This is a genomic window from Nioella nitratireducens (assembly GCF_001879715.1).
Lineage (GTDB): Bacteria > Pseudomonadota > Alphaproteobacteria > Rhodobacterales > Rhodobacteraceae > Nioella > Nioella nitratireducens.
Genome location: NZ_MNBW01000014.1, coordinates 76,378 through 95,120, shown reverse-complemented (window position 1 = coordinate 95,120; position 18,743 = coordinate 76,378). Strand labels below are relative to the sequence as shown.

Genomic DNA, 18,743 nt, shown 5'->3' with positions numbered 1-18,743 from the left:
CTCCCCACAAACCAAAGAAGCCTCTGAATCGCAGATCACACGTCAGCTCGAAAGTGTGGGGGCGGCGAACCGCTTACGCAGTACCACTGTCGGCACCGCCGAAATCCCCCAAACCGAAATTCCGAGTCTACATCACCCTCAGAGACGCGGGGACACCCCGCAGCAGGTTGATCACATCGGAGCACGGTGCCGGAGCTCCCGGCACCGTAGGGGAGACCGCGGCATATGGCACGCGACCGGGAGAGGCATGTCAACACAGGACGGCGCGGCTGCACGCCTGCGGCGTCGTGTGACAGTCCGTCCGGAACCGCCGAGCGAAACGGAACCACGCACCGGTTCACCTCCACCGCAGCCGCGCCAACAGACAGGTCGAGAGGTCCCCAGCAGCACAGGCAGAGATCCCTCGAGGAGCGCATAGAGAACGCCCTGCGCGTGGTGGCGGAGCTGCTCGAGCAGGACGAGGCCTATCTGCCCATCTTCCTCCGCCTCGAGGCTGAACGCGACAAGCTCAAACTCCGTCACGCCGCTCTTGACCGCGCCCGCGCGCTCCTCAGGGAAACACCCCCTCGATCGCGATCCGGGCCAGCTCCCCGGCCTTGAAGGCAAGGCCACCGCCCTGGCCGTATTTCTGGCAACCGAGGGAGTGCCCCATCAACTCGCGCCTGATGCGCTCATCGATCCGGCCCCGCAGCATCCGGTCCTCGAAGCTGTGCCGCAGGCTGTACATTACGTGCCTGTCGCTCTCCATCAGCCCGTTTTCGCGCAGAGACTTGTTCACCGTAGCCGAGAGGGTCGCGGGCTTTTCGCGGTAATGCGGGAAGCCGGACGAAAAGGCCCGGAAAACTTCGAGGCTGACCCCGGTCAGCGGGATCTCGCGCCGTGAGGTCTTGTTCTTGATCTGGCGCGTCTCGTCCGCCGCGATTACCAGGTGCGGCACCTCGTGGTCGAGCCGGATGCGGTCCGCGGTCAGACCGGCCGCCTCGGAGGGGCGGTAGCCCGTATTGATCATCCCGACCAGGATCGCGCGGGCCTCGTCATTCATGCCGGCAAGCGCCCCATCGGCCAGCAGCTTCTCCCGGATCCAGTTATCCGAGAAGGGGATCCGCTCCGCCTTGTCGCCCTCCTTTAGCATCAGCTTGTGCAAGGGCAGGTCGAGACCGAGCCCCTTCAGCTCATCCACGGTCCGCAGGACATCGGACAGGTGGATCAAGTCCTTGTTGGCCGAGTTGGGCGTCAGGTTCCCTTCCGCGATCCGCTCCAGCCACCAGGACCGGAAGTCAAGAAAATCGGCCCGCGTCAGCGCCGCGATGGGGCGGTCGCCCACCACATCGATGAAGTTCCGGATGGCCTTTTTCCTCGGGTTCTCCCAACGCCGCTTCTGGTCGGCGCTCTTGCCCCGGATCCGGTCGGGCGTCAGCACCCAGTACTCGGTCAGCGCCTCGGAAACGGTCATCGAGGGCGCCTCCACCGTCCCGAGCACCGCAGGCGCCGCAACCGTGTTCACCGTGCCGTCCCGGCGCTGCAGTACCTCCACCCGCGCGAGCAGCTCTTCCAGCGGCAGATCCTCGAGGTCGCGGGCGGGCTTGTAGCTCAGCCCATGGCTGGCGGCGATGGCCTTTGCCACCTCGAGCCGGGCGGCGCCATCCTCAGACCGGCCCGCCAGCTGCGCCTCCCAGCCCGCGACAAGGCTGTCCCAGACCGCAGGCGCTTTCTTCGCCGCCTGCTGGAGCGAGTCGGTCTTGAGCGAGACCCAGACCTCACGCCGCGGCTCCACCGAGGCGAACCGGGCCGGCACACGCCGCCGCAAGTGCCAGGTCTTCCCCCGCATCATCAGCTGCATCGCGCCCCTCCACATCCGCCCGCCGTGTAGCAAGATGTGTAGCAGAATTGGTTGATTTCAAGGGGGCATCGGGTGCGGCGCAGATCGAATTCCGCGCCAACCAACTGACTATATTGGATAAATTTAAATCGCGACCATCTGGGAAGTGGCGGAGAGACAGGGATTCGAACCCTGGGTGGGCTTGCACCCACAACGGTTTTCGAGACCGCCCCGTTCGACCACTCCGGCACCTCTCCGCGCTTAATCAGGGGTCGTGGAGCGGGGATTTAGACGGTCATGCCGGGGGGCGCAAGGGGGTTTTGACGCTTTCCCGCCGATGAACGGCATTTGATCGGCCTGTCACTGGATTTCCCGTCGCCGCGTGCCCATTGTCGTGCACAGGCACCGGGCCTGAACAGTGGAAAGGATCGCTTTAATGCTGCGTGCGCTTTGTCTTTCGGTCACCATGGTTTTCTCTGCGGGCATCGCGGGGGCGCAGGCGCTCAGCGATCTGGCGCCGCGGACCCAGACGATGCTTCAGTCGATCGGGGTGTCCGAGAGCCTCGACATCATGCGCGATGCCGGGCGGCGCGATGCCGCCGGACTGGAAGAGCAACTGTTCCCCGACCGCAGCAACACCGGCTGGTCCGCCTTTGTCGACCGGCTCTACGCGCCCGGCACGCTGGAATCGGTGTTCGTCGCCGATTTTCCCGAAGATCGCCTGACCCGCGAAAACACCGCGGCGATTGTGGCGTTCTTTGACAGCGCCCTTGGGCGGCGCATTATTGATGGCGAGCTGACCGCGTGGCGCGCGATGCTGGACCCGGATGTCGAGGAGGCAGCCTACGAGATCTATGACCAGCACCGCGCCGATGGCGACCCGCGCCTTGACCTGTTGGAAGAGTTCACGTCGGTCAATGGCTTCATCGACTATAACGTGATGGGTTCGCTCAACTCGAACTACGCCTTCCTTAGCGGCTTGTCAGAGGGCGGCGCCTATCCGCGCCCCGTGCCCGAGTCGGAGTTGCTGGCTCAGGTGTGGCAACAGGAACCGACCCTGCGCGAGGACACCGTACGGTGGCTGTATTCCTTTCAGTTGATGGCCTATTCCGGCCTCAGCGATGACGACCTGTCGGCCTATATCGCCTTTTGCGAAACCTCGGCGGGGCAGCTCTACAACCAGGTTCTGTTTCAAGGCTATGACGCGGTGTTTACTGCGATGAGTGGCCGGTTGGGGCAGGCGGCGGCGATGTTCATGACCGGCGAGGCCCTGTAGCCCGATCACCGGGTTTGGCCCTTGACAGCAACGACGCTCTGGGGCAAACGCAGGCTTCATTCGCCGCCCATGGTGACTCGGGCGGCGTTTGTCATTTTTAACCGATGCCCGAACAGGGCACGCTGCCCGAGGCGCGACACCGGTCGCACCAACACCCGCAAACGGGGGCCACAGGGCGCGGCAAGAAAAGGAAGACGTGTATGTTTGCGGTCCTCAAGACCGGTGGCAAGCAGTACAAGGTCCAGTCCGGCGACGTGCTTCGCGTCGAGAAACTGGCTGCTGATGCTGGCGAAACCATCCAATTCAACGACGTGCTGATGCTCGGTGGCGACACCACCGTTCTCGGCACGCCGACCGTTGCCGGTGCGGCTGTTCAAGCCACCGTCATCGACCAGATCAAGGGCGAAAAGCTCATCCACTTCGTCAAGCGTCGCCGTAAGCACAGCTCGAAGCGGACCAAGGGGCATCGTCAGAAGCTGACGCTTGTGCGGATCACCGATATTCTCGCCGAAGGTGGCGACGCGACCGGTGTGAAGGCCGCAGCGGGCGCCGGTTCGGTTTCCGCATCGGCAGAGGCCGCCCCGGCAGCCAAGCCCGCGAAGAAAGCCGCCCCCAAGGCCGCAGCCGCCGCACCCGGCGCCGACGACCTCAAGGCGCTGTCCGGCGTGGGCCCAGCGCTTGAAAAGAAGCTGAATGAAGCTGGCATCACCAGCTTCGCCCAGATCGCCACATGGACCGACGCCGATATCGCCGAGATGGACGAAAAACTGTCCTTCAAGGGCCGCATCGAGCGCGAAGGCTGGGTCGATCAGGCCAAAGCGAAACTCGCAGAGTAAGGAGAGACACCCATGGCACATAAAAAAGCAGGCGGTAGCTCCCGGAACGGACGCGACTCTGCCGGTCGCCGTCTCGGCGTCAAGAAATTTGGTGGTCAGGCAGTGATCCCCGGCAACATCATCGCCCGTCAGCGCGGCACCAAGTGGTGGCCGGGCGAGGGCGTCGGCATGGGCAAGGATCACACGATCTTTGCAACTGTCGAAGGCGCCGTGACCTTCCACAAAGGTCTCAAGGGCCGCACCTTTATTTCCGTACTTCCGGAGGCAGAAGCCGCCGAGTAACGCCGGACCTTATTTGCAAGACATTGTGAGGGGGATCGGCACCACAGCCGGTCCCCCTTCGCGCATTTCAGGGGCACCCGGACTTGAGGAGACCCGTTTCCATCCCCATTTTCAAACGGGGCAGAAACGGGGCCCGGACCCCGAAGAGCTGTTTCTGAGGAGGAGCAGAATGAAACAGGAAACCATCGTTCGGCAGGCCGTTGTCGAAACGCCGCGCTTCGTGCTGCGGCCGCTGAGGGCCTCGGATGTCGGCCTGTTGGAGCTTTACGCCTCCGACAAGCGGGTTGCCGAAATGACGACCTCTATCCCGCACCCGCTGCCACCCGGCGCAGCCGAGGCCATGGTGGCCAAGGCGCAGCGCGGGGAGCGAAAGGAATTCGTGTGGGCCATGGACGCGACGGAACAGGGCGGGTCCGAGCTGATGGGGATGATCTCCCTGCAACAGATGGACCGCAACCAATCCGAGGTCAGCTATTGGGTGGCGCCCGCGATGTGGAACACCGGCCTCGCGTCAGAGGCCGTCAAGGCCCTGGTCGCGGCCAACCCGCTGAACAACGACACCATGTTCGCCAGCGTGTTCCAGGACAATCCGGGCTCGGCCCGCGTGCTGACCAACGCCAAGTTCGCCTATCTGGGCGATGCCGAGGCGTTCTCGGTCGCGCGCAACGCCAAGGTGCCGACCTGGACCTACCTGCGCAAACTCGACTGAGGGCCTGTGCGCCGGGGCTTGAGCCTCGGCCCGGTTCCCTCTAACCACATATTCAAAGCGGGGCAGATCCCGCAGGGAACCGGACAACCATGAAATTCCTCGATCTAGCCAAGGTCTACATCCGCTCGGGCGCGGGCGGAAACGGCTGCGTGTCGTTCCGGCGCGAGAAATATATCGAATACGGCGGCCCGGATGGCGGCGATGGCGGGCGCGGCGGCGACGTCGTGGTCGAGGTCGTGGATGGGCTGAACACGCTCATCGACTTCCGCTATCAGCAGCATTTCTTCGCCAAGAATGGCCAGCCTGGCATGGGCAACCAACGGACCGGCAAGGATGGCGACGACATCATCCTGCGCGTGCCCGTCGGCACCGAAATCCTCGAAGAAGACGAAGAGACGGTGATCGCCGACCTGACCGAACTGGGCCAGCGCGTGGTGTTGGCTCGGGGTGGCAATGGCGGCTTTGGAAACCTGCATTTCAAGACCTCGACCAACCAGGCGCCGCGCCGCGCCAACTCGGGCCAAGAGGCGGTAGAGCGCACGATCTGGCTGCGGCTCAAGCTGATTGCCGATGTGGGCCTGCTTGGCCTGCCCAATGCCGGAAAATCCACTTTCCTCGCCGCCACCTCGAATGCGCGGCCCAAGATCGCGGACTATCCGTTTACAACGTTGCACCCCAACCTTGGCGTGGTCGGCGTTGACGGGGTGGAGTTCGTGGTGGCCGATATTCCGGGCCTGATCGAAGGCGCACATGAGGGCCGGGGGCTTGGCGATACCTTCCTTGGCCACGTGGAACGTTGCGCGGTGTTGCTGCATCTGGTCGATGCCACCGCAGAGGACGTGGTCGAAGATTACCGGACCATCGTGCATGAGGTCGAAGAATACGGGCATATGCTGGCCGACAAACCTCGCATTACCGTGCTGAACAAGATCGACGCCCTGAGCGACGAGGAACTGGCCGAAAAGCAAGCTGCGCTCGGGGCCGAGGCTGGCCCGGTCATGACCATGTCCGGCGTCGCGAAATCCGGCGTGACCGATGTGTTGCGCGCCCTGCGCGGCAAGATCGACTCGAACCGCCTGCGCCAAAAGAAAGAGCAGGAGGAGGCGCCCGAAGGATGGACGCCGTAACGCTTTCCTCGGCACGGCGGCTGGTCGTCAAGATCGGCTCGGCCCTGTTGGTCGACAAGGATACCGGCGCGCTGCGCGTCGATTGGCTGCACTCGCTGGCCGCCGATGTCGCCCGGATCAAGGCGCGCGGTGCCGATGTTGTGCTGGTCTCGTCCGGCTCTATCGCTCTTGGTCGCTCGGTGCTGGGGCTGGGGCAGGGGGTTCTGGCGCTGGAACAGGCACAGGCCGCCGCCGCCGTGGGCCAGATCCGGCTTGCCCGCGCCTATGAAGAGGCGCTCGCGCCGCATGGCATCGCCACCGGGCAAATCCTCGTCACACTGGAAGACAGCGCCGACCGCCGCCGCTACCTCAACACCCGCAATACCATGGGCACGCTTCTGGGCTTCGGCGTGGTGCCGATCGTGAACGAGAACGACACCATCGCCACGGATGAAATTCGCTATGGCGACAATGACCGGCTTGCAGCCAACGTGGCGGCCATGGCCGGGGCCGATCAGCTTGTGCTCCTCTCGGATGTCGACGGCTTCTATTCCGGCAACCCCAAGGACGATCCCGCTGCCACGCGCTTTGACGTGATCCCCGCGATCACGCCCGACATCGAGGCGATGGCAGGTGATGCGGGGTCGGGCCTGTCCAAGGGCGGCATGAAGACCAAGCTCATGGCCGCGCGCACTGCCACCGCCGCAGGCTGTGCCATGGCGATCACCGAAGGCTCGGTCCTCAACCCGCTGCGCGCGCTGGAAGAAGGGGCGAATGCCACGTGGTTCACCGTTACCCAAGATCCGCAGACCGCCCGCAAGCACTGGATTGCCGCGATGAAGCCGAAAGGGGCGTTACGCCTCGATGACGGGGCTGTTGCGGCCCTCGGGCGCGGCAATTCCCTGCTGCCTGCCGGGGTCACGCAGGTGACCGGCAGTTTTCGGCGCGGCGATCCGGTGGCGATAGAGGCCCCGACTGGCGCCCGCCTCGGTCTCGGCCTCAGCCGCTACACCGCCGAGGAAGCCATGGCCATCGCCGGCCACCACTCGCGCGAGATCGAAGAGATCCTCGGCTATCCGGGCCGGGCCGCGCTTGTTCACCGGGACGATATGGCCTTCTGATCCCTCTTCTTTGCTACAATACCCAATTTCGACCCCAGTCACGGAGCCCGACATGACCGACCTCGCCAACATTCCCGCCCTCATGGCCGAGATGGGAACCCGCGCCAAGGCTGCGGCGGCGGAGCTGGCCTTTGCCCCGGCCGACGCAAGGGCCAAGGCCCTGAATGAGGCGGCCGATGCGGTTTGGGCGCGCCGGGACGAGATTGTCGCCGCCAATGCCAAGGATATGGAATTTGGCCGCGACAAGGGGTTGTCCGATGCCATGATGGACCGGCTGATGCTGGACGAGGCGCGGATCGAGGCGATCGTGGGGGGCCTGCGCTCGGTCGCGGCGCAGGACGATCCGGTGGGGTCCGTCGTCACCGAATGGGACATGCCGTCGGGCCTGCATATCAGCCGTGTCCGCACGCCGCTTGGCGTCATAGGCGTGATTTATGAAAGCCGCCCGAACGTGACAGCGGATGCCGGGGCGCTGTGCCTGAAATCCGGTAATGCCGTGATTCTGCGGGGTGGCTCGGAAAGCTTCCACAGTTCGATCCTGCTGGCCGATTGCCTGAAAGAGGGGCTGCGCAAGGCCGATCTGCCCGAGGATGCGGTGCAACTGGTGCCGACCCGCGACCGGGCTGCCGTCAAGGAATTGCTGACCATGACCGACACCGTCGATGTGATTGTGCCGCGCGGCGGCAAGGGCCTTGTCGGCCTGGTCCAGAAAGAGGCGCGCGTGCCGGTCTTTGCCCATCTCGAAGGCATTTGCCACGTCTATATCGACAAATCCGCCGACCCGGTGAAATCGCTCGACGTGGTGCTGAACGCCAAGACCCGCCGCACCGGCATCTGCGGCGCTGCGGAATGCCTGTTGATTCACCGTGACGTGGTCGAAACGATCGGGCAGGGCGTGGTGCGCGCGCTGCTCGACGCCGGGGTCGACGTGCGGGGCGATGCTGCGCTGCAAGCCATTGACGGTGTTACCCCCGCCACCCCCGACGACTACGGCACCGAATTCCTCGACATGATCATCGCCGCCCGCGTGGTCGACGATATAGATGGCGCAATCGACCATATCCGCACCTATGGCTCCAACCACACCGAGTCGATCATCACCGAAGACGACGCGGCGGCAGAGCGCTTTTTCCAGCGGCTCGACAGCGCGATCCTTATGCGCAATGCCTCGACCCAGTTCGCCGATGGCGGCGAATTCGGAATGGGTGCCGAGATCGGCATCGCGACCGGAAAACTGCATGCGCGCGGGCCGGTCGGGGCCGAGCAGTTGACCTCGTTCAAATATCTTGTCACCGGCAACGGCACGGTGCGCAGGTAAACATCAATGACCTATTTTTCCCGGCCTATGGCAGACCTGCCCGCCGCACCGGACTTGACCTTTCGCTGACACTGGATTTAGGTCAGCCAAGTTTCCCCACAACCCTTCTACAGGAGGTTTCCATGTCCGACGGTTCCAACCTGCCCAAGACCCTCGTCCGCCGTATGCCGCTGGAGCCGGGGGTGAGCCGCCCTGTCGTGACCCCGATCCAACCCTCGGTGGTCTATTCCTCGGAAAGCCCGGACCAGTTGGAAGCGCAGTATGAGGGCAAGGACCACGGCTATACCTACAGCCGCGAGGGCCATCCGAATGCCGATCTGCTGGCCGCAAAGATAGACATGATGGAAGGCGGGAAGGGGGGGATCATCACCGCCTCGGGCATGGCCGCCGTAGGCACCGCGTTGATGGGCCTGCTCAGCCAGGGCGATCACGTGATCGGCGGAGACCAGCTTTATGGCCGCTCTTTGCGGATGATGACGCAGGATCTGCCCCGCTTCGGTATTGCCTCGACTCTGGTGGACACGATGGACCCCGAGGCAGTCAAGGCCGCGATCCGGCCCGAGACGAAAATGATCCTGGTCGAAGTCATGTCGAACCCGACCCTGCGCATCGCGGATATGGAGGCGATCGCCCGGATTTGTGCGGAAACCGGCATCCTGCTGGCCGTCGATAACACCTTCACCACGCCGCAGGGGTATCGCCCCTATGATCACGGCGCCGATATCGTCATTCATTCGGTCACCAAGCTGCTCGCGGGCCATGCCGATGTAACGCTCGGCTATGTCTCGGCAAAAGACCCCGAAATCTCCGAGAAGATGCGCGTGTTCTGGATCACCATGGGCGCGACCCCCAGCCCGAATGATTGCTGGCTGGCCGAGCGCGGGATTTACACCTTCGATCTGCGCTACCAGAAATCGCAGGAAAACGCGGCGCAGTTGGCGGATTTCCTGGCAGATCAGCCCGGCGTCAAGCGCGTGATTTATCCCGGCCGCAAGGATCACCCCGAACATCAGCGCGCCGCCAAGCTGCTGAACGGTGAATTCGGCAACATGGTCAGCTTCGAGGTCGAGGGCGGGCGCGCGGCGGCCAATGCTCTCGTGCGGGCCATGCCCGAAGTGGCCTTTGCCCCGACGCTTGGCGATGTGGGCACCACCGTGTCGCATCCCGCCACCTCGTCGCATCGGTTGATCGCCGAGGCCGACCGGCAGGCCGTGGGCATCACCGAGGGCTTTTTCCGCGTGTCCGTGGGCATCGAGGATATCGAGATTCTCAAGGCGGATTTCGGCGCCGGGTGCGCTGCCGCGGCTGCCCTGTGACGCCAAGCCAATTGTCGAATCGCGCGCTTTGCCGCTAGGCGGGGGCGACCCCGCGCGGCAACACAGGTAGTTCCATGTCCCTCGACACGCTCAAGGCCGCCCTTGCGGCGGTGCCCGATCCGATGATCTTCATTGACGGGGCCGGGCTGATCGCCGAGGCGAACCCGGCGGCCGAGGCCCTGTTCGGCACATGGATCATGCGGCGCAGCTACGTCGCCGCCCTGCGCCAACCCGCCCTGATCGACCGGATCGAGGCCGTGTCACGCGGCGTCGAAGGGGGCGATGTTCGATTTACCAAGCCCGATCCGGCAGGCGAAACAGTGTTCCGGGTCCGTGTTACGCCGATGACCTTCGAGGACAAGAGCACCGGTGTGCTGCTGCATTTCAGCGATGTCAGCCACCTTCAGGATGCCGAGGAAATGCGCCGCGACTTCGTGGCCAATGTCAGCCATGAATTGCGCTCGCCCCTGACTGCCCTGATGGGGTTCATCGAAACCTTGCGCGGCCCGGCCCGCGAGGACGCCGAGGTGCGGGACCATTTCCTGTCGATCATGGAAGAGCAATCGAGCCGCATGAACCGGCTGGTGGGCGACTTGCTGTCGCTGAGCCGCGTGGAGTCGGAAGAGCGCCTGCGACCGTCAGAGGATGTAGACCTGAACGCCCTGGTCAACGGTGTCGTGGTAACGCTCAGGCCGCAGGCAGAGGATCAGGGCAGCGCCTTGACCATCGCGGCAGAGCCCGGAGATTACACCATCCGCGGCGATCGGGATCAGTTGACACAGGTTTTCATGAACCTTGCCGAAAACGCCTTGAAATATGGCGGGGCAGGGCGCCCCGTCACCTTGGCCCTGCACGCGGGCGAGGGCCGGGGCGCGCTGAAGGGGCCGGTGGTCACGGTGGATGTGATCGACCGTGGCAACGGGATCGAGGCCCTGCACCTGCCGCGCCTGACCGAACGGTTCTACCGGGTGGATTCCCACCGTAGCCGCGAGATGGGCGGCACCGGCCTGGGGCTGGCGATCGTCAAGCACATCGTGAACCGGCATCGGGGGCGGCTCAAGATTTCGTCCGAAAAGGGCAGGGGCAGCACCTTCTCGGTGACGCTGCCCCGCAGCTAGGCGTCAGCGAAAGCCGGGCCGGGTGCGGTTGGCGAAGGCCACGAGCGAGAGCATGACAGGCACCTCGACCAGCACGCCCACCACGGTGGCAAGCGCCGCGCCCGAGCCGAGGCCGAACAGGCTGATGGCAACGGCCACCGCAAGTTCAAAGAAGTTTGACGTGCCGATCATTGCACAGGGCGCCGCCACGCGGTGCGGCACCTTCAAAAGCCACGCCGCGCAATAGGCCACCGCGAAGATCCCGTAGCTCTGAATCATGATCGGCGTGGCGATAAGGGCGATCACCAGTGGCCGGTCGAGGATGGTCTGCCCCTGCAAGGCGAACAGGATCGCCACGGTCACGATCAACCCCATGGCGGACCACGGCTTGACCCGCGCCTTGAACCGGTCAATCGCCGCGTCGCTGCCCAATCTGCGGCGGGTCAACAGCCCCGCCAGCAAGGGCAGCACCACGTAAAGCGCCACCGACAGGACAAGGGTTTGCCACGGGACAGAGATATCCGTAACGCCAAGCAGGAAGGCGACGATTGGCGCGAAAGCGAAGACCATGATCACGTCATTCACCGTGACTTGCACCAACGTGTAGGTCTCATCCCCCTTGGTCAGTTGCGACCAAACGAAAACCATGGCGGTGCAGGGGGCCGCGCCAAGCAGGATCAGGCCCGCAGTATATTGCGCAGCATCCTCGGGCGCGATGAACGGAGCGAAGACGCTTTCGAAAAAGACCACGGCCAGCAGCGCCATGGTGAAAGGCTTGATCAACCAGTTTACCGCCAGCGTGATGACCAGCCCGGTTGGTTGGCGTGCCACGCCCGACAGCGAGGCCGGATCGACGCCCACCATCATCGGGTAGACCATTGCCCAGATCAAAACCGCCACGACCAGGTTGACAGACGCGATCTCGGCCAGCGAAATCGCCTCGACAAGGCCGGGGGCAAGGCTGCCGATCAGGATGCCCGCCGCCATGGCGAGGGCCACCCAAACGGTCAGGTAACGTTCAAAGGTGCTCATGGTCTATGGCCTGTCCTACGGTGCAAACGGCTGTTTGCGGTTTGGGTAGGGGCCCCGGGCAGCGAAGGCAAGGGAATCACGACACCGCTACCGCGAGCGAGTCGCGCGATTGTCACATTGCCGGTGCTGTATGACACGATCACAGCGCAGGCCCGGCGCAGGCCCGCGGGAGACCAAAAATTTTTTCACAAGGCCGATTGGCCAGTCTGCGCCTTAAATGCAAGCATGGGCGGGGGTTTTTGCCCCAGGCAATCTTCGCATCGGGTGGCAGCCGCGATTGGGCGGTTGACTGTCATAAAACCGTTACGCTGATGTCACAAAAGCATAGCGTGCCGCCGATAGACGGCCCTAGAGAGCGCGCGGGACAGCGCGTTCCGACAGGAAAATCCAACGGAGAAATCCATATGTCTTTCGCAAAACTGACCGTTTCGGTGCTCGCGGTTGCTGCCGTTTCCGCCACCGCTGCCGCTGCCCAGGGCCGTGACAACATCCAGATCGCCGGGTCCTCGACCGTTCTGCCCTACGCCACCATCGTGGCCGAAGCTTTCGGTGAGAACTTCGACTTCCCGACCCCCGTCGTCGAATCCGGCGGCTCCTCGACCGGCCTGCGTCGCTTCTGCGAAGGCGTCGGCGAAAACACCACCGACATCGCAAACGCATCGCGTTCCATCCGCGAGTCGGAAATCGCAACCTGTGCCGAAAACGGCGTGACCGACATCATCCAGGTCCGCATCGGCTATGACGGCATCGTGTTCGCCTCCGACATCAACGGCAACTCGTTCCAGTTCACCCCCGCCGACTGGTACCAGGCCCTGGCCGCCGAACTGCCCGTCGACGGTGCAATGGTCGCCAACCCGAACACCAACTGGAACGAAGTGAACGCCGATCTTCCCGACCAGACCATCGCAGCCTTCATCCCCGGCACCCGTCACGGCACCCGTGAAGTGTTCGACCTGCGCGTGATCCTGCAAGGTTGTGAAGACACCGGCGCCTACGACGCGATCCTGGAAATCAACGGCGGCGACGAAGACGCGGCTGAAGAATCCTGCATGGCGATCCGCGGCGACGGCGTGTCGACCGACATCGACGGCGACTACACCGAGACCCTGGCCCGCATCGCGGCCAACCCCGAAGGTCTGGGCGTGTTCGGTCTGTCCTTCTACCAGAACAACACCGACACCCTGCAAGTTGCGACCATGAACGGCGTGACCCCCTCGACCGAGACCATCGCCTCGGGCGAATACCCGGTGTCCCGTCCGCTGTACTTCTACATCAAAGCAGCACACCTGGACGTGATCCCCGGCCTGCAGGAATACGCAGAGTTCTTCGTGTCCGACGACATCGCTGGCCCGTTCGGCCCGCTGGCTGCCTATGGCCTCGTGTCCGACCCGGAACTGGCCGAGACGCAGCGCATGGTCGCCGAGCGCGTCACCATGGACCAGATGTAATCATCTGACCTGATTGAACGGGGCGGCCCGAGTTGGCCGCCCCGTTTTTTCCTTTCCTGCACGACTGACCGGAAGGCCGACATGCCGCTACTTTGGATCGTGATCGCTGTTTTGGTGCTGGGCACCATCGGCTACGTACTCGGGCGCCGTCGCGCCATGGCCAGTGCCGAGGGAGATGCGCGCAGCCTGCATTCCCTGCCCAATTACTACGGGCTCAACGTCCTTCTCTTTGCTGTCGTGCCCGCGCTGTTGGTGCTGTCGGTCTGGTTGCTGGTTCAGCCCGTCGTCATCCAGCGGCAAGTGGTCAACATGATCCCTGACACCGCCGCGCAGAGTGCTGGCGAACTCAGCCTTGTGATGTCTGATGTGCGCCGCGTGGCCGATGGCCTCGACCGGGCGGTCGAGTTGGGGGCGCTCAGCCGCGAAGATGCCCGGACGATCCGAACCGAATTTACCAACGTGCGCGACCGGCTGGCCTCGATCGGGGTTGCGCTCGGCGACGAGGTCTCGTCGGACGTATTGCGCGCCGCGCAGCGTTACCGGGTTCTGAAAACCACCGGCACGATCGCGATGGACGCCGTGGTGCTTTTGTTGGCGGCAATTGGCCTGGGTTATGCTTATGCGCGCACCCACAAGGAATTGCGCGCGCGTAACGTCGTGGAACGGGCGGTTCTGTCGCTTTTGATCCTTGCGTCGACCATCGCCATTCTGACCACGGTTGGCATCGTGTTGTCGATGATCATCGAAACACGCGATTTTTTTCGCCTTTACCCGTGGCAACAATTTTTCTTCGGCACCCAATGGATTCCCTCCTTCGAAGGTGGGTCTGAACTGGGGCTGATCCCGCTGCTGTGGGGCACGATCTACATCACCTTTATCGCGCTCGTGGTGTCGGTGCCGCTTGGGTTGTTTTCGGCGGTGTACCTTGCCGAATATGCCAGCAGCCGCCTGCGCAGCGTTGCCAAGCCGATGATCGAGATCCTCGCCGGCATCCCCACCATCGTTTACGGTCTTTTCGCCCTGATCACCGTCGGTCCGATGCTGCGGGACTACTTCGCGCAGCCGCTTGGTCTGGGTACGTCCTCGGCCTCGGTTGCGACGGCCGGCATCGTCATGGGCATCATGTTGATCCCCTTCGTGTCTTCGCTGTCCGACGACATCATCAACGCGGTGCCGCAATCCTTGCGCGACGGCAGTTACGGCCTTGGCGCCACCAAATCCGAGACCGTCAAGCAGGTGATCCTGCCCGCCGCACTGCCTGGTATCGTGGGCGCGGTGCTGCTGGCCACCTCTCGCGGGATCGGCGAGACGATGATCGTGGTGCTTGGGGCAGGGGCCGCGGCCCGGCTCAGCCTGAACCCGTTCGAGGCGATGACCACCGTGACCGTCAAGATCGTGGGCCAGTTGACCGGCGATACCGACTTTTCCAGCCCCGAGGCCCTTGTGGCCTTCGCCCTTGGCCTGACCCTGTTCGCCATCACCCTCGGGTTGAACGTTCTCGCGCTCTTCATCGTGCGCAAATACCGGGAAGAATACGAATGAGTGACGCAACCGCTGAAACGCCCCGCAAAAGCTCGCTCTACCGGACGAGCGACCGCGTCAAACGCCGCAACCGCTCCGAGGTCCGGTTTCGTGTGCTGGGTCTGACCGCCATCGGCATCGGTGTCGCTGCGCTGGCGCTGCTTGTGATCTCGATCATCGGCAACGGCTACAACGCGTTTCGCCAGACCTACATCTCGATCCCGGTCGAGCTGACGGCAGACCGCCTTGACCCCGATGGCAACCGCGACGCCGACGAGATGAGCCGCGTGACCACCTTCGGCTACGCGCCGTTGCTGGCACAGTCACTCTATACCTACCTGCAAGATCAGGACATCTCGATGGAGGGTGTCAGCCCCCAAGCCCTGATGGCGATGATCAGTCAGGAAGCCCCGGCCCAATTGCGCCGCTCGGTCCTCGACAACCCCGAAATGGTTGGCCAGACGGTCGATCTGGAAATGCTGGCCAATGGCCGGATCGACGGGTATTTCAAGGGCCGCGTGACGATGGCAAGCGCCGAGCTTGACAGCAACGTGACGCCGGCTCAGCTGCAACTGGCGCAACGCATGGCGGATGCCGGGATCATGGCGACCCGGTTCAACTGGGCCTTTATCACCAATCCCGACGCCTCGGGGCAGCGCCCGGAGGCCGCCGGGCTTGGCGTGGCGATCCTCGGGTCGTTCTACATGATGCTGGTGGTGCTGGCCCTGGCGCTTCCCATCGGTGTGGCCGCCTCGATCTATCTGGAGGAATTCGCCCCGCAAAACCGCTTCACCGATGCGATCGAGGTGAATATCTCGAACCTCGCCGCGGTGCCGTCGATCGTGTTCGGGATCCTCGGTCTGGCCATCTTCATCAACTTCGCTGGCCTGCCGCAATCGGCCCCGGTGGTGGGCGGTCTTGTGTTGACGCTGATGACCTTGCCGACGATCATTATTGCAACACGGGCCTCGCTGCGCGCCGTGCCCCCGTCGATCCGCGATGCCGCACTTGGCCTTGGCGCGTCCAAGATGCAGTCGGTGTTTCACCATGTGCTGCCGCTGGCGATGCCCGGCATTCTGACCGGCACGATCATCGGGCTGGCACAGGCGCTTGGCGAAACCGCGCCGCTGTTGCTGATCGGTATGGTGGCCTTCGTGCGGGAATTCCCGGCAGCGCCGCCGGAAGGACTGTTCGACCCGACCTCGGCCCTGCCGGTGCAGGTCTATAACTGGACACAGCGGGCCGATCCGGCTTTCGTGGAACGGGCCTCCGGGGCGACCATCGTGCTGTTGCTGTTCCTTGTTTTCATGAACGCAATGGCAGTCATCCTGCGCCGCCGTTTTGAGCGCCGCTGGTAGGCCCGCCGAAGGAACCGAAAAAATGAACGATATGAGAGTGCTGGAGCGCGCCGTGGACAACCAAGACCTCAAAATCGCCGCCCGTGACGTAGATGTTTACTACGGGACGACCCATGCCATTAAGTCGGTGAATGTCGAAATCCTCGACAAGACGGTCACCGCCTTCATCGGCCCTTCGGGCTGCGGCAAGTCAACCTTCTTGCGCTGCCTGAACCGGATGAACGACACCATCGACATCTGCCGCGTGACCGGCGACATCCTGCTCGACAACGAAGATATTTACGACGCAAAGGTCGACCCGGTGCAACTGCGCGCCAAGGTCGGCATGGTGTTCCAGAAGCCCAACCCGTTTCCGAAGTCGATCTATGACAATGTGGCCTATGGCCCGCGCATCCACGGCCTGTCCCGCAACAAGGCTGAACTCGATGAAATCGTTGAGAAATCCCTGAGACGCGCTGCCCTGTGGGACGAGGCCAAGGATCGTCTGGACCAGCCCGGCACCGGCCTGTCCGGTGGCCAGCAGCAGCGCCTGTGTATCGCGCGGGCCGTGGCGACCGGCCCCGAAGTGCTGTTGATGGACGAGCCGTGTTCGGCGCTTGACCCGATTGCCACGGCACAGGTCGAGGAGCTGATCGACGAATTGCGCGAACGGTTCTCGGTGGTGATCGTGACCCACTCGATGCAGCAGGCCGCCCGCGTCAGCCAGAAGACGGCCTTTTTCCACCTCGGGGAATTGGTCGAATACGGCGACACCAGCCAGATCTTCACCAATCCGCAAGATTCGCGCACCGAATCCTACATCACCGGCCGTATCGGCTGAGGAAAGGACTGTCCGACATGGAACAGAACGAACATATCGTTGCCTCTTTCGACCGCGATCTGGAGGCGATTCAAGCGCTCATCATGAAAATGGGCGGGCTTGTCGAGGATGCGATCGTCGATGCCGCCACCGCGCTGGAAATGCGCGACGAAGATCTGGCCAAGAAGGTGCGCAATGGCGACCTCGCCATCGACGCGCTGGAAGAGAAGGTGAATGAATCCGCAGCGCTCATCCTTGCGCTGCGCCAGCCGACCGCCGGGGATCTGCGCACCGTGCTGACCGTGTTCCGCGTCTCGGCCAGCCTTGAGCGGATCGGCGACTATGCCAAGAACATCGCCAAACGGGCTGGTGTCGTCATGCAGATGCAGCAGATCTCTGGATCTGCGCCCGGGCTGCGGCGCATGGCACGCCAGGTTGAACTGATGCTCAAGGATGTGCTGGACGCCTATATCCAGCGCGATGCCGACCTGGCCACGGATGTGCGGGAACGCGATTTGGAAGTGGACCAGATGTATACCGCGCTGTTCCGCGAATACCTGACCTTCATGATGGAAGACCCCCGCAATATTACCGCCTGTATGCATCTGCATTTCATGGCCAAGAACATCGAACGTATGGGCGACCACGTTACAACCATCGCCGAACAGGTGATGTATCTGGTGAACGGTGCATACCCGGATGAAGAGCGCGAAAAAGGCGATAGCTCGTCCTTCGGCACGCAGGTCGAGGAGGATTGACCCATGGCAGGCGAACCGCTGGTTCTCGTGGTCGAGGATGAACCCGCACAGCGCGAGGTGTTGGCCTACAATATCCGCGCCGAGGGCTATTCCGTCATGACCGCCGGGGCAGGGGACGAGGCCCTGATCATGGTCAAGGAAACGCCGCCGGACCTGATCGTTCTGGACTGGATGCTGCCCAATGTCTCTGGGATTGAAGTGTGCCGACAACTCAAGACCGCGCCCGAGACGTCCAAGATCCCGGTCATCATGCTCTCGGCGCGATCGGAAGAGGTTGACCGCGTGCGCGGCCTTGAAACCGGAGCCGACGACTACGTGGTCAAACCGTATTCGGTGGCCGAGCTGTTGGCGCGTCTGCGCACTCAGCTGCGCCGAACGCGCCCGGCGGCAGTTGGCGAGCAACTGGAATACGAGGATATCGTCCTCGATATGGCCGAGCATCGCGTGTACCGCTCGGGCGATACCGTCACCCTTGGACCGACCGAGTTTCGACTTCTGACCGCGTTCATGGAACGTCCGGGCCGGGTCTGGAGCCGTGAGCAATTGCTCGACCGGGTTTGGGGGCGGGACATCTATGTCGATAGCCGAACGGTCGATGTGCATGTGGGTCGTCTGCGCAAGGCGTTGAAGACCACTGGCGCCTATGACGATCCGATCCGCACGGTGCGGGGGGCAGGTTACGCACTTGGTTAGGCCTTTCTGATTCTCGTATGCGTAAGTCCTATAATCATGACTATGATTCGACACAACATCTAGCGAACGCCGCTAGATATAGACCACCCTTACGGGAGCTAGTTTCACCGTGTCAAGGACTTTCTGATGTTCACACAAGCGGACGGCCCTTCGGGGGAGTGTCGGGGCACCCCTTTCAGGGGAACCCCACCCCGACACAGCGCCTAATACATAGTCAGCGGTCCCCGCTGCAAACGGCGACGGCATCGAGCGGA

General features: G+C 63.3%; 17 protein-coding genes and 1 tRNA gene. 15 read left to right on the top strand and 3 right to left on the bottom strand.

Features of this window, described 5'->3' with window-relative positions; all coding sequences use genetic code 11:
- Positions 1–550: 550 nt before the first annotated feature.
- On the bottom strand, positions 551–1,840 hold the full coding sequence (locus tag BKY27_RS14750; RefSeq protein ID WP_071675253.1) for a DUF6538 domain-containing protein: 1,290 nt from the start codon (positions 1,838–1,840) through the stop codon (positions 551–553).
- Between the two features lie 146 nt (positions 1,841–1,986).
- Positions 1,987–2,076, bottom strand: a tRNA-Ser gene (locus BKY27_RS14745).
- A 179-nt stretch (positions 2,077–2,255) separates the two neighbouring features.
- Between BKY27_RS14745 and BKY27_RS14740 the strand changes: the two genes are divergently transcribed.
- The 9 genes from BKY27_RS14740 (at position 2,256) to BKY27_RS14700 (ending at position 10,901) form a co-directional block, all read left to right on the top strand.
- A complete protein-coding gene (locus BKY27_RS14740) occupies positions 2,256–3,095 on the top strand; it encodes a hypothetical protein (protein ID WP_071675252.1) in 840 nt (279 codons plus the stop codon).
- A gap of 200 nt (positions 3,096–3,295) precedes the next feature.
- A complete protein-coding gene (locus BKY27_RS14735; RefSeq protein WP_071675251.1) occupies positions 3,296–3,931 on the top strand; it encodes a 50S ribosomal protein L21 in 636 nt (211 codons plus the stop codon).
- A 12-nt stretch (positions 3,932–3,943) separates the two neighbouring features.
- On the top strand, positions 3,944–4,213 hold the full coding sequence (gene rpmA / locus BKY27_RS14730) for a 50S ribosomal protein L27 (RefSeq protein WP_071675250.1): 270 nt from the start codon (positions 3,944–3,946) through the stop codon (positions 4,211–4,213).
- A gap of 169 nt (positions 4,214–4,382) precedes the next feature.
- The gene (locus tag BKY27_RS14725) at positions 4,383–4,922 is read left to right on the top strand and encodes a GNAT family N-acetyltransferase (protein ID WP_071675249.1); all 540 of its coding nucleotides are present in this window, start codon (positions 4,383–4,385) and stop codon (positions 4,920–4,922) included.
- An 89-nt stretch (positions 4,923–5,011) separates the two neighbouring features.
- Positions 5,012–6,049 carry a GTPase ObgE gene (gene obgE / locus BKY27_RS14720; protein WP_071675248.1) on the top strand — a complete coding sequence of 346 codons (1,038 nt, stop codon included), beginning with the start codon at positions 5,012–5,014 and terminating at the stop codon, positions 6,047–6,049.
- Positions 6,037–7,149, top strand: a complete 1,113-nt coding sequence (proB, locus tag BKY27_RS14715) for a glutamate 5-kinase (RefSeq protein ID WP_071675247.1) — start codon at positions 6,037–6,039, stop codon at positions 7,147–7,149. The genes obgE and proB overlap by 13 nt, the downstream gene beginning before the upstream one ends.
- 52 nt (positions 7,150–7,201) lie before the next feature.
- On the top strand, positions 7,202–8,467 hold the full coding sequence (locus BKY27_RS14710; RefSeq protein ID WP_071675246.1) for a glutamate-5-semialdehyde dehydrogenase: 1,266 nt from the start codon (positions 7,202–7,204) through the stop codon (positions 8,465–8,467).
- A gap of 122 nt (positions 8,468–8,589) precedes the next feature.
- Positions 8,590–9,783 carry a trans-sulfuration enzyme family protein gene (locus BKY27_RS14705; protein WP_071675245.1) on the top strand — a complete coding sequence of 398 codons (1,194 nt, stop codon included), beginning with the start codon at positions 8,590–8,592 and terminating at the stop codon, positions 9,781–9,783.
- Between the two features lie 74 nt (positions 9,784–9,857).
- Positions 9,858–10,901: an ATP-binding protein gene (locus BKY27_RS14700; protein WP_071675244.1), complete on the top strand. Its 1,044-nt coding sequence runs from the start codon at positions 9,858–9,860 to the stop codon at positions 10,899–10,901.
- A gap of 3 nt (positions 10,902–10,904) precedes the next feature.
- On the opposite strand, the gene arsB is transcribed toward BKY27_RS14700, so the two are convergent.
- A complete protein-coding gene (gene arsB, locus BKY27_RS14695) occupies positions 10,905–11,912 on the bottom strand; it encodes an ACR3 family arsenite efflux transporter (RefSeq protein ID WP_071675243.1) in 1,008 nt (335 codons plus the stop codon).
- A gap of 404 nt (positions 11,913–12,316) precedes the next feature.
- Here arsB and BKY27_RS14690 point away from each other — a divergent pair, with 404 nt between their 5' ends.
- From BKY27_RS14690 to phoB, 6 genes are all read left to right on the top strand, one after another.
- Positions 12,317–13,360, top strand: coding sequence for a substrate-binding domain-containing protein (locus BKY27_RS14690; protein WP_071675242.1), 1,044 nt, complete (start codon positions 12,317–12,319; stop codon positions 13,358–13,360).
- An 81-nt stretch (positions 13,361–13,441) separates the two neighbouring features.
- Positions 13,442–14,902, top strand: a complete 1,461-nt coding sequence (gene pstC / locus BKY27_RS14685; protein WP_071675241.1) for a phosphate ABC transporter permease subunit PstC — start codon at positions 13,442–13,444, stop codon at positions 14,900–14,902.
- Positions 14,899–16,239 (top strand): phosphate ABC transporter permease PstA, encoded by a 1,341-nt coding sequence (pstA, locus tag BKY27_RS14680; protein ID WP_071675240.1) that lies wholly within the window; start codon positions 14,899–14,901, stop codon positions 16,237–16,239. The genes pstC and pstA overlap by 4 nt, the downstream gene beginning before the upstream one ends.
- A gap of 22 nt (positions 16,240–16,261) precedes the next feature.
- A complete protein-coding gene (gene pstB / locus BKY27_RS14675) occupies positions 16,262–17,059 on the top strand; it encodes a phosphate ABC transporter ATP-binding protein PstB (protein ID WP_071675239.1) in 798 nt (265 codons plus the stop codon).
- Positions 17,060–17,076: 17 nt separating this feature from the next.
- Positions 17,077–17,796 carry a phosphate signaling complex protein PhoU gene (gene phoU / locus BKY27_RS14670; RefSeq protein WP_071675238.1) on the top strand — a complete coding sequence of 240 codons (720 nt, stop codon included), beginning with the start codon at positions 17,077–17,079 and terminating at the stop codon, positions 17,794–17,796.
- A 3-nt stretch (positions 17,797–17,799) separates the two neighbouring features.
- Positions 17,800–18,489 (top strand): phosphate regulon transcriptional regulator PhoB, encoded by a 690-nt coding sequence (gene phoB, locus BKY27_RS14665; protein ID WP_071675237.1) that lies wholly within the window; start codon positions 17,800–17,802, stop codon positions 18,487–18,489.
- The last annotated feature ends 254 nt before the right edge of the window (positions 18,490–18,743 follow it).